Below are 11,073 nucleotides of genomic sequence, written 5' to 3'. Positions count from 1 at the left end.
ATCAAGTAACCAATGACTAAGCATAAAAATACCCTCATAATCAAAAGATGATAAGGGTATTGTGAAGCAACCAAAAGATCGGTCAACCGATCAAAAATACCTTAACTGATCGGTGTTAACCGATTAGGTGGCTTTTTAATGCGAGTTGCTATTAAATCTATAATTAGATTTTAGTTAACCAGCCGTGCTTGTCTTCACTTTTACCCCATTGAATATCGTTCAATGCTTGGCGAAGGCGCGCAGTCGTTGGGCCTGGCTCGCCAGTACCTACTTTGTATTCTTTATCGTTATGAATAAATGTACCCACAGCAGTTAGTACAGCTGCAGTGCCCGAAAGCGCCGCTTCAGTACCTGGTTTAGCAGCACGCTCTAGTAGCTCAGTAACGCTAAAGTTACGCTCGCTTACCGTCATACCTAAATCTTTGGCTATGGTTAAAATACTATTACGCGTTACACCATGTAAAAACGTGCTATCGAGCGCTTTAGTAATAATTTCGTTGCCATCAATAAGTATAAAGTTAGCAGCACCGGTTTCTTGTACGTCGCCACCTGGGCAAAATAAAATTTGATCTGCTTGATACTTTATACGTGCAGCGCTAATAGGTGCTAGAGCACTGGCGTAGTTACCACCACTTTTTACCATGCCCATGTGCGGCGCGCAGCGCATACCATCTTCTTCTAGTAGTACGCGTAGTGCAGTTGCACCACCTGCAAAGTAATCACCTACTGGCGATAGTAACGTGTATAAAAGCGAGCTCATTGATGGCGCAGCTGCTTTACCAATTGCCGCCTCAGTACCAATGTGTGTTGGGCGAATATACATAGAACCCGGCGGTAATGGCGTTTCATCTGCGTATTCACGCATAATATCGATAATCATCGTTTTTAGCATATCACTGTCAAAACTCGGTAAGCTTAATAGCGCTGAGCTTTGTTGCATGCGTGCAATGTTTGCATCCATTCTAAAAAGATAAACAGAACCATCTTCATGGCGAAAGGCTTTTAAGCCTTCAAAACATGTACTTGAATAATGAAGAACGTGCGCACCAGCATGAAGTTCAAGTTTATCGGAAGGGACAATTGAGCTTTCGCTCCATTTATTATCAGAAAAACGAGCTTGAATCATCTGCGGCATAAACACGGTACCAAATGCGGCCATTTTAATCTCTCTTGTGTGGTCTATTTTCCTCCATTGTATGACAATCACACGCTATTTAACCATAGCTAAAGTAAGGCTTTTTTAATTAACTATGAGAATTTTTTGCAAGTGCTGTTTACTAATCAACCGTATTGAGTGCAATAAACAAAAAAATCGGTCAGTGTAATTACACAGACCGATTTTTTCGTTCGTTAATTAAAACATGTTTATTTAAACGAATATTTAATAATACGTTTTAACACCGAGGTGTACTGTTTAAAAAAACTACCTGTATGGTAATCAATGCCGTGTTTTTTCAAAACGGCTTGTACTTGAGGTGCAACTTCTTGATAGCGCGAAGACGGCATATCAGGAAATAAGTGATGCTCTATTTGGCAGCTCAAATGCCCTGTTAAAACATGAAACCAATGCGGCCCTTTAATATTAGACGAACCCAACACTTGGCGGTAATACCACTGCCCTTGGGTTTCGTTTACGCAGTCTTCTTGTTTAAAAGTTTGCGTTTCTTCAGTAAAGTGACCACAAAATATTATGGTCGATGTCCATAAATTACGGATTAAGTTAGCTACTAAATTACCGACCAATACCCATAAAAATAAAGGCCCTGCAAGTAACGGAAATATCGCATAATCTTTAATTAATTGGCGAGCGCCTTTACTAAAAAAGCGCTGCTTTAATGTAGAGTGTGATACAAGCCCTTCGCGGTTTTCTTTCTTTTTACCAATAAAAACACGCTCTGCAGCCAACTCGTGATACGACACGCCCCACTGAAATAACACACTTAAATTAATATACGTAAAAAACTGCCATACATTTTTAAAACGCCATTTAAAATCATCGCTTAAACGCAACAAGCCATAACCAAAGTCTCTGTCTTTACCAATAATATTAGTATACGTATGGTGTTCAAAATTATGAACGCGGTGCCAACTTTGCCCGTCGCACGCTATGTCCCACTCATAATGCTGTGAGTTAAGTTGCTTGTCGTTCATCCAATCGTATTGACCATGCATTACATTGTGGCCAATTTCCATATTGTCTAAAATTTTAGCAAGCGCTAATAACAATACACCTGCAACCCACAATAAGGGCTGAATAAAACCAAGCATGAGTAAAATTCGCCCGCTCCATTCACACATTCGCTGTTTGCGTACAACAGAGCGAATGTAGTCAGCATCTTGTTGACCTACTTTGCCAAGGGTGTCCATTTTAATGGCATCTAGCTCGCTTGCGAGCATGTCATAATTAATGTTTTTCATAATTGTAACTCCAAATCACTAACAGGTTGGCTTACGCAAAGTTGTATTAACTGCTCGCCGTTGTCACTCAATTCACCTGTTTTTAAATTACGTACCACGCCTGACTTTTTAATACATTGGCATTGATGGCAAATACCAATGCCGCAACCACGTTTAACCGGCAATTGTTTTGCTTCAAACTGAGGTAGTAAAACATCGTTGCCCGATACAACATGGGCACTGGCGTTAATTTTTACATTAAATTGGCTGTCGTCGTTTAAGCTAGGCAGCGCCAAACCAAAGGCTTCTTGGTAGTAATTTAGCTTATGCGTTTTAGCAAAATCGCTCACCGTTTGCATAAATTGCGCTGGGCCACAGCAGTAAATATCTGGGTTTTCCCACGGCTTAATATTGCTGGTTATATCGCTTGATTGCTCACGCGTTAATAATAAAAACGAAAAATGCTCAAATTGCGCCGCAAACTTACTCAGCTCATCAACACATTGATGCTCAGTGGCTTTTGCGTAATACACTAACGACACTTTTTGAGTAGTTTGGCTTAAGTAATCATCAAGCATAGCCAGCATAGGTGTTATACCCGACCCACCCGCAACAAAAGTAGCCGGTGTATGCGTGTTTTTAAATACAAAGTCGCCGGTTGGCGCAGAAATATTGCACCACAAACCCGCCTTTAATGCGCTACTGAGTAAGCCTGTAAAGCGCCCTTGCGCATTTGTTTTGATTAGTAAACGCACCAAACCTGTATTTTTAAATTGTTGAGCGCTTGAGGCCACGGTAAACACGCGTGTTAATAATCGCCCATTAATTTCAAGCGTTAAACTTATATGCTGCCCTGACGTATGTGCCTGCCAATGTTTACTTGGCTTAAGTTGCACACTTAAAAAGCCGCCATCAAGCACCGTCGTATTAACTACTTGCGCTCTAAACTGCCCTGCACGCCATGCAGGTTTAAACACCTGCATTATTGGCTCTATGTAGCCTGCAAAACTTTGATGGTGTAAAAACCATTTTGAAAATTGGTTTAATACTTTAATTATCATCACTATTAATCTCTTGGATCGTAAAATACTTAACGTTTGAACTTACACGTGTACGCTCAAACTTCAGCGCACAAGTGTACGCTGAAATTTTTAGTTTTCAACCCCAATAGAGTAATTATTCAATTTTTAGGTGCCAACTAATTTATATTTTTAAGAATCGATTTTCTTCGTTGCATCGTATGTATACTGATTAAGTAAATATATTAAAGTAATTAAGAGAGTCACCATGTTTTCGATATTTAAGTCAGATCCAACAAAAAAATTACGCAAAGAGTACGACGCAAAATTAGAACAAGGTATGCAAGCACAGCGTAAAGGCGATATTAAGAGTTACGCCATGTTAAGCGCCGAAGCCGAAAAAATTTGGAGTGAAATAGAAGTTCTTGAGGCTAAAAAAGCTAAATAAATGCATATGTCAAAACGTATTCGCCTTGCTTTAAAAGCCGGTGGATACGTTTAGAAAATTAAATCTCAAACTCCCCTTCCCTCTTTCAGGACGTCTTTAGTACTTTCTAATTATCCTCAAGTAAAACAACAAAAAACTTATTTTATCACTCGTATAAATACCTATTTACAATAATGTTTTTAAGTGGAATTATTGAACAATGTAATCTAAGCCGTTTTGGGGGTATAACGCCTTAACGTTGGATTTAATAAGCTGTTATGAATATATTGGAAGCCTCTACAGATAACCTCCATTAAAAATGGATATTTTTATCTGTATGCTGTTTGTACTTCAAATATTTCAGTCACTTTAGTGGCATTATAGAACTAAGGAAGGTTTAGTGTATGCGTAAGTTATTAATATATATTTTACTCGGTTTTACTTTTTTACACTGGTCAAATTTTGCAAATGCTACATCCCTGAATGAAGCATACAAAAATCATCAAAGTAACGTTCAAGTACAGGGCTCTGGAATCGTTATTCGTATATTAAACGACGATAATAATGGCTCGCGTCATCAAAAGTTTATTCTTAAATTAAGTACAGGCATTACTATTTTAATTGCACATAACATTGATCTTGCGCCAAAAATTAATTTGCTTTCAAAAGGTGATACTGTTCAATTTTATGGTGAGTATGAGTGGAATAAAAAGGGGGGCGTAGTACATTGGACTCATAAAGATCCCAATGGATATCATGTTGGTGGTTGGTTAAAGCACAAAGGTAAAATATACCAATAGCTTTATAATAAATCGATTCAGGCGAGGCCATGTTCTTTCCTCCGTTTAGTAAGGCTCACTGCTTTTCGAATCTGATTTATTTCTTAATAGTGAGCTATATAAAAAGGCAGTAATAATGATACAAAAAATAGAGCAACCAACAGAAAAGAAAGCATTTGGTTTATGGAGTGCGATATTTTTGGGTATTGGCTCAATGGTTGGCGCTGGTATTTTTATCGTTATTGGAGAAGCGGGTGTAATTGCGGGAAATTTAGTTACTATGTCTTTTGCAATTGCAGCAATTATCGCGTTATTTTGTGGCTATTCATTAAGTAAACTTGCTGTTCGCTACCCTAGCCGAGGTGGGATTGTTGAATATCTTATTCACGGTTACGGCGAAGGCGTATTTTCTGGTGCTCTTGGGGTGCTCTTTTATTTTGCTCAATTAGTAGCAATAGCTGCTGTATGCAAATCTTTTGGAACCTATGCCGCGACCTACTTTCCAAAAGAGGATACTCATTTATTCATTAATATTTTTTCAGTTAGTGTGTTGTCTTTTTTCGTTATCGTAAATTTTATTGGTGCATCAATTGTCGCCAAAGCTGAAAATCTTATTGTGATTATTAAACTATTCGCTTTAATTATTTTTACTGTATTAGCATTATTTTACATTCAACCCGCACGATTATCGTTAACTAATGCACCCGATACTTTAAATGTTTTTTATGCCTTAGGTTTAACATTTTTTGCCTTTCAAGGGTTTAGCGTAATTACCAATAGTGTTGAAGATATGCAAAGCCCAGAAAAAACTATGCTAAAAGCCATGGTTATTGCAATTTTACTTGTTACTGTTCTTTATATAGCTGTTTCTGTTGCTGTGTTTGGTAATTTATCATTGGCAACTATTCTGCAAGATAAGGATTATGCTTTAGCTGAAGCTGTTCGCCCTGCATTAGGCGAATGGGGATTCAAGATTATAGCCATTACAGCCTTACTTGCCACCGCATCAGCGATCAATGCCACATTATATGCTGTTACACAAATTGGTTATACGTTAGCAAAGGAAGGTAGCTTGCCTAAACAATATGAATATCATGTTTTTAATAATACAGAAGGGTTATTAATCTCAGCAATTCTTATTGTGCCAATGATTTTATTATTAGATTTAAGTCAAATTGCCAGTATAGCGGCTATCTCTGTATTATTGATCCAAGGTTTTACTCACACCGGTCACTTATTTAAAGTTAAAGAAACTAAAGCGAAAATATCCTGTGTTATTGCAGCTGTTGTCGGCTCTTTTGGCGCAGCACTTTTTGCCATTGCGTATTCATCTAAAGCAATGCCTCATATTGTTTATTACATTCTTTCAATTTTCTTTATCGCATTTATATTCGAAGTTATTATGCGTTTATACACGAATAGAGTAATACAACAGCAAACTGCGTCTCAGATCAAAAAATAAAAACAACACGCCCTGGAGCACATAAAGAACACCTATCTCAAGTTTTAATCAATATTTGTATAGATGTTTCTATAAGCGTTTTTATAAATAATCTTTAACGCTTTTAAGCTGTTTGTCGTGTACTTTTGAAAGCAGCAATAACGAGCAAATAGCCCCAAATAACGCCAGCCCCATATCTGATTGGGTATCCCACACGTAGCCTTGCGTGCCTAAAAACGCTTCTGCGTCTTCGCCGCTTAGTACTGCAACCCACCACTCTATTAATTCGTAAAACGCGCTAAATGCTAAACATACCGAAATAACAAAGGTGATTAACCAGCCTCGACCATTTACTACTTTTTTGCGTAGCAAAATTTCGCGTGCTAGCAGCGCAGGTACAAAACCTTGAAAAAAGTGCCCTACTTTGTCGTAGTTATTACGCTCGCTACCAAATAGGTTATCGAACAAAGGGACTTCGGCGTAGGTGTAATGCCCGCCAATCATCAGCACAATACAATGCGCTAAAATAAAGGTGTATAAAATAGGGGTAAGTTTAAAGTGGCTATAAGTGCTTGCTAGCAGCACTAAACCAATAATTGCGGGAATAACTTCAAGCAGCCATGTAAATTGATCTTTTGGGTTGATACCAGACCAAATTAATACAATAAAAAATAGGCTCAGCCATAAATACTTCATTTAGAATCCTTGTCTAAATTGATCAAATTTACGGCATTTTACGCCTTTGAAATAAACGATGCTACCTATAGTTTGTTTTTGCGCTTAGCCTATTAAACAAAGTTGGAAAAAAGCGTTTAATTGTAGGCGCCCAACCACTTAAACCTTTACCCACATTCACTTCGTCTTTTTTATTACTAATGGCGTTAATCATTTTTTTAGCAGCTACGCTTACATCCATGCCATTTTCTATCGACTTTTCTGGTTTATTTTGCGCTATGCCTTGCTCGTTTAGTGAGTTATGCGCAATCGCTGTTTTAATAGAGCCTGGGCAAATTGTTAAACAATGAATATTATGTTGTGCTACTTCTGCACGTAGGCAATCCATAAAGCCAACAACCGCATATTTAGAACCCGAATAACCTGTTCTAAATTTTGAACCTACTTTACCCGCCACACTACTAATAGACACAATTGAGCCACTGCGCCTTGCCACCATAGTAGGCAATACGGCTTTAGTCAGTGCAATTAAGCCAAAGTAATTAACCTCCATTAATTGGCGATACACGTTAAAGTCGTTTTCTAAAAATAAGCTACGCTGCGATACGCCGCCGTTATTAATTAAAATATCAATTGCAGGAAGCTCGCTCATTTTCGCAGTTATTGTGCTTAGTACCAGCTCTGGCTGGGCTAAATCAAGCGGCACAATTAAGTGCCCTTCGCCTTTAAGGGTAGCTTTTAAATCATTGAGTTTATCTACATTACGCGCCGATAAAATAACGCGCGCTCCAAGCTCTGCAAATTGTATAGCAAGCTCTTTACCAATCCCTGACGATGCGCCGGTGATCCACACTGTTTTATTATTATATTGCATAAGCACCTGTAATTAATTTTTATTAGTTAAGCCTTTGTAGGACCTGCTATTGCGTTTACTTCATCTTCTAATGTTTTATAAAAACCCATTAAAAATAGTAGCTCAACAGTTACGTACAAAGGGCCAATAATTAAGCCAATTAGATCATCTACAAACGCCGGTTTTTTACCTTCGTAATAGTGCCCAATAAACTGTAATACCCAGCCAAATACAAACACACCTACGCCAATACTCAACCAAGGCCAAAACGCCATTGCCGCAATAGGCTGAGCACCAACAAGGAGTAAAGTGAATATCACGGCCATAATAAAGCCAAGCGAAAAGCTCAGCATAAAATAATAAACAACCGACGCTAATACAAAAAGTTGTGCGCCATCAATTACAAAGCTACCAAGGGGTATTTGAATGCGCGCTAGTAAACACAACGCTGCAAATACAATGAGCGGAATACCAATAAAGTGCGTTAGTACATTACGCTTAGAACGATGATACAAACCATATTTACCAAGTTGCTGTTGAAGTGTTTTCATTGTTTTGCCTTTATTTTTATATATAAAACTTACTTTAGCAAAAGTAAGCACAGCAACAATGTCAGGTATCCGACATTTTGTAAATTAAACAAATGCAGAAATTATTTTACCCGGCTCATGCTCACCTTTCATATCCGTTCGCTCGCGCCCTTTTTGATACTCTTACTCAAGCATTTTTTGAAGTTCCTCTATTTTATCAGCAATTGCGCTAGGGTCTGCGCCCTCACTTTGCTGTTCTTTAATGAGCTCTTCTATTGCTGCTTTTAACTCATCTATTTTATCTTTGTTTACACCTAAGCGCTGATAAACAAGCGCTTCTTGAGCACTTTCTAAAAAGGTTTGATCTTTAGGTGCTGAGGTAATGCCTTTAGCATCACTTGTTTTTTCGTTAGGGAGGGGATTAATTGCCGCAACTTCGCTTGAAACTGCCGCTTTATTTACTGTTGGAGAGTTATAGTTACTGTATTGATTTTTAAAGGTTATTGTTGTCATTAGCTCAAATCCATTATTGCCTTAGGTGTTATCCAGCAATTTTGGTTCCAACTAAATAAAACAGTCTCTATTTAAGCTTTTTCAGCGCGTGCCTGTAACTTTTGTTTATCTAAAATAGTAATACGTTGATACCCCAAGCTGATAGCTTGTAGGCTAACAAGCTGTTGCAGTATTTGATTAATAGTTTGGCGCGTTAGGTAGGTCATATCAGCAAGTTGCTGCTGAGATAAAACAAGTGGTGTTAAGTGCTCTGTATGCTCGCTGAGCATTAAAAGTCGATTGCATACTTTTTGCTCAGCACTTAGTAATGCGTGATCTTCCATTGAGGTAAACATTAGGCGTAACTTTTGTGCCAGCAATAAACCAAACTCTTGCCAATATTGTGGCTGTTCGTTTAATAGCTGTTCAAGCTCGCGTTGGGGAACGTAAAAAAGCACAACGTCAGTTTGTGCATATACGTCATGAGTACGCAGGCCACCATCAAACAAGGTAACTTCGCCAAACCACAATGATGAATCAATAAAGCTCAATACGGCTTCTTTGCCTTCGTTACTTACGCCACTAATACGCACCACGCCGCTAAGCACTGCATAAATTCCATCGTGCTTATCACCTCGCAAAAATAATGATTGCTGAGCTTTTAGCGAGAGCGTTTTGCCCTGCGTTAATAAAAAGCTTTTTAAATAAGCGCTACGGTTTTTAAACCAATGCCCTTGCTCTATAACGTTTTGCTGCTGTGGAGTCATTATTTACTGCATTTGCTTATTAAATGGCTGTTTTTCGATAACCAATTTTTTAGGGAAATTTAAATCGGTTGCTATAACAAAATCATCGTAAGGATCATTACCCGAAAACAGCTCAGTTATTAATGTATCGTTTTTATAAACATTAACGGTTACACCGCTGCCCATACCGCCTGAGTTAATAATATAATAATGATATTCGCCGTTACTGAAAAATAAAATACTCTCGCCAATACGCCCTACTTGCCTGTAGTAACTACCAAATGGTGCATCCGGTGTTGCTTCTTTTTCAAGCCCTATGTCATTAACTCTACCAAATCGATAACTAAGCGACGAGTCATCTTTTGCAACACAAATAGAAAGCACTTTATCGGTAGGTTCTAACTTGTAGGCTGTACTTTCATCTGGGTTACGCACAACTTTATGCATTTTTGCGTTAATGTAGGCTGCTTCATTACTTTTACAATGTGTTGCCAGCATACCGACCACTAAAGCGGGTTCGTTTGTTTGAGCTGCTGGAGGTGTGCTTACTTTAAGATCAGAGGGTAAGTTACTTACATTATTATTTAGCTGAGGGCTATCTTGCATTGCCATACTTTGGTCGTCACAACCAAACAGTGCAAACAAGAAGAAAGAATAAAAGCTCGCTAAAAATTTAATGCGCATAATAAAATCCATCTATGAGAGAGCCTTTAAAATAGCGATAAAACTAGCGACCCGCAACACTCTTATGCTCAATACTTTATAAGTTTATTTTTAAACCATCTTCTGCAAAAACTACGTTACTTTTTAGTGATTTAATTAACGATTTTTTAAACAATTGCTGATTTTTTAATGACCGATTCATAAAATGAGATAGAACCGCCGTTTTAGGTGCAGCCTCAATTAGTACCTTAGTGATTTGACTTGGGGTAATGTGTAAATTTTTAGCCCCGTCTGATGCGTTTTCATCAATTGCGTTGTGCATAACCACTACATCGGCATTTTTAGCAAAGTCAGTAAATGTGCCGAACTTGTCGGTCATGTCGCCTGCAAACACAAGTTCGCACCCTGCTATACTCACTTTCCACGCTAAAGCCGGAATAGGTCCATGGTTAACTGTCATTGCATTAACAGCCAAATCACTTTGTAGTGATTGTTTAAATTCATTTTGTTTTGTTGATGCAACAGAACGAATATCTAATTTGTAGTTTTCATTACCTTCTACGTAATCACTTAAGTATCTAAATGCGCCCTGCTTACCTAGTAACGCTTGTGCATATTCATTAGTAGAAGCCATTACACGGTTGCCCTGGGGGCCAAATATCGCAAGTGTTTTATCGCGTGATGTAAAGTAACTGCCTTTTATAAAACTAGGTAAATCGCCAGCATGATCAGTGTGTAAATGGCTTAATAAAATGGCATCAACATCACTAAATTTTGCACCTGCTTTATCAAACCCAATACTGGCACCAGAGCCTACGTCAACTAACACTCTGGCTTTATTTTCGTGCCAAATAAGGTAACTTGTTGATGCGCGACCATCGTTAAGCTCAGGGCCGCCCGAGCCTAAAATTTGCAAACTTACATCACTACATTGCTGCGCGCCAATACTACTAAACGACGCCATAATTAAAGCGGTTGCAGCTAATCCTTGTTTTACATTGCTCATAATTATTAATACCTATAAATAGTGTTTTAAGTTGAGTCTATGGCT

General features: G+C 38.3%; 12 protein-coding genes and 1 pseudogene. 3 read left to right on the top strand and 10 right to left on the bottom strand.

Features of this window, described 5'->3' with window-relative positions:
• Positions 1-163: 163 nt before the first annotated feature.
• The 3 genes from I6F45_RS15605 to I6F45_RS15595 form a co-directional block, all read right to left on the bottom strand.
• The gene (locus I6F45_RS15605; RefSeq protein WP_272941825.1) at positions 164-1,165 is read right to left on the bottom strand and encodes a branched-chain amino acid aminotransferase; all 1,002 of its coding nucleotides are present in this window, start codon (positions 1,163-1,165) and stop codon (positions 164-166) included.
• Positions 1,166-1,365: 200 nt separating this feature from the next.
• Positions 1,366-2,418, bottom strand: coding sequence for a fatty acid desaturase family protein (locus tag I6F45_RS15600; protein ID WP_197161070.1), 1,053 nt, complete (start codon positions 2,416-2,418; stop codon positions 1,366-1,368).
• Positions 2,415-3,458, bottom strand: a complete 1,044-nt coding sequence (locus tag I6F45_RS15595) for a flavin reductase family protein (protein WP_197161073.1) — start codon at positions 3,456-3,458, stop codon at positions 2,415-2,417. Before I6F45_RS15595 ends, I6F45_RS15600 begins: the two co-directional genes overlap by 4 nt.
• Positions 3,459-3,684: 226 nt before the next feature.
• On the opposite strand from I6F45_RS15595, the gene I6F45_RS15590 reads away from it, so the two are divergent.
• The 3 genes from I6F45_RS15590 (at position 3,685) to I6F45_RS15580 (ending at position 6,084) form a co-directional block, all read left to right on the top strand.
• The gene (locus tag I6F45_RS15590; protein ID WP_166421668.1) at positions 3,685-3,864 is read left to right on the top strand and encodes a DUF6435 family protein; all 180 of its coding nucleotides are present in this window, start codon (positions 3,685-3,687) and stop codon (positions 3,862-3,864) included.
• A gap of 383 nt (positions 3,865-4,247) precedes the next feature.
• A complete protein-coding gene (locus tag I6F45_RS15585; RefSeq protein WP_197161068.1) occupies positions 4,248-4,643 on the top strand; it encodes a DUF3465 domain-containing protein in 396 nt (131 codons plus the stop codon).
• Positions 4,644-4,758: 115 nt separating this feature from the next.
• Positions 4,759-6,084 carry an APC family permease gene (locus tag I6F45_RS15580; protein WP_197161066.1) on the top strand — a complete coding sequence of 442 codons (1,326 nt, stop codon included), beginning with the start codon at positions 4,759-4,761 and terminating at the stop codon, positions 6,082-6,084.
• Positions 6,085-6,165: 81 nt separating this feature from the next.
• On the opposite strand, the gene I6F45_RS15575 is transcribed toward I6F45_RS15580, so the two are convergent.
• The 7 genes and pseudogenes from I6F45_RS15575 to I6F45_RS15545 form a co-directional block, all read right to left on the bottom strand.
• Positions 6,166-6,759, bottom strand: coding sequence for a DUF2238 domain-containing protein (locus tag I6F45_RS15575; protein WP_166421671.1), 594 nt, complete (start codon positions 6,757-6,759; stop codon positions 6,166-6,168).
• Positions 6,760-6,820: 61 nt separating this feature from the next.
• On the bottom strand, positions 6,821-7,612 hold the full coding sequence (locus I6F45_RS15570; protein ID WP_197161064.1) for an SDR family oxidoreductase: 792 nt from the start codon (positions 7,610-7,612) through the stop codon (positions 6,821-6,823).
• Between the two features lie 26 nt (positions 7,613-7,638).
• A complete protein-coding gene (locus I6F45_RS15565) occupies positions 7,639-8,142 on the bottom strand; it encodes an Mpo1 family 2-hydroxy fatty acid dioxygenase (protein WP_002961846.1) in 504 nt (167 codons plus the stop codon).
• Between the two features lie 84 nt (positions 8,143-8,226).
• Positions 8,227-8,634, bottom strand: a pseudogene (locus I6F45_RS15560) (hypothetical protein).
• 71 nt (positions 8,635-8,705) lie between these two features.
• A complete protein-coding gene (locus I6F45_RS15555; RefSeq protein WP_197161062.1) occupies positions 8,706-9,380 on the bottom strand; it encodes a Crp/Fnr family transcriptional regulator in 675 nt (224 codons plus the stop codon).
• A gap of 3 nt (positions 9,381-9,383) precedes the next feature.
• A complete protein-coding gene (locus I6F45_RS15550) occupies positions 9,384-10,055 on the bottom strand; it encodes a hypothetical protein (protein WP_197161060.1) in 672 nt (223 codons plus the stop codon).
• A gap of 64 nt (positions 10,056-10,119) precedes the next feature.
• Positions 10,120-11,028 carry an MBL fold metallo-hydrolase gene (locus tag I6F45_RS15545; protein ID WP_165727716.1) on the bottom strand — a complete coding sequence of 303 codons (909 nt, stop codon included), beginning with the start codon at positions 11,026-11,028 and terminating at the stop codon, positions 10,120-10,122.
• Positions 11,029-11,073: the final 45 nt, after the last annotated feature.

Source organism: Pseudoalteromonas sp. SWYJZ19 (assembly GCF_015864375.1).
Taxonomy (GTDB): Bacteria; Pseudomonadota; Gammaproteobacteria; order Enterobacterales; family Alteromonadaceae; genus Pseudoalteromonas; species Pseudoalteromonas arctica.
Note: the sequence above shows the minus strand (reverse complement) of the source record. Positions and strands in the feature narration are given on the sequence as shown.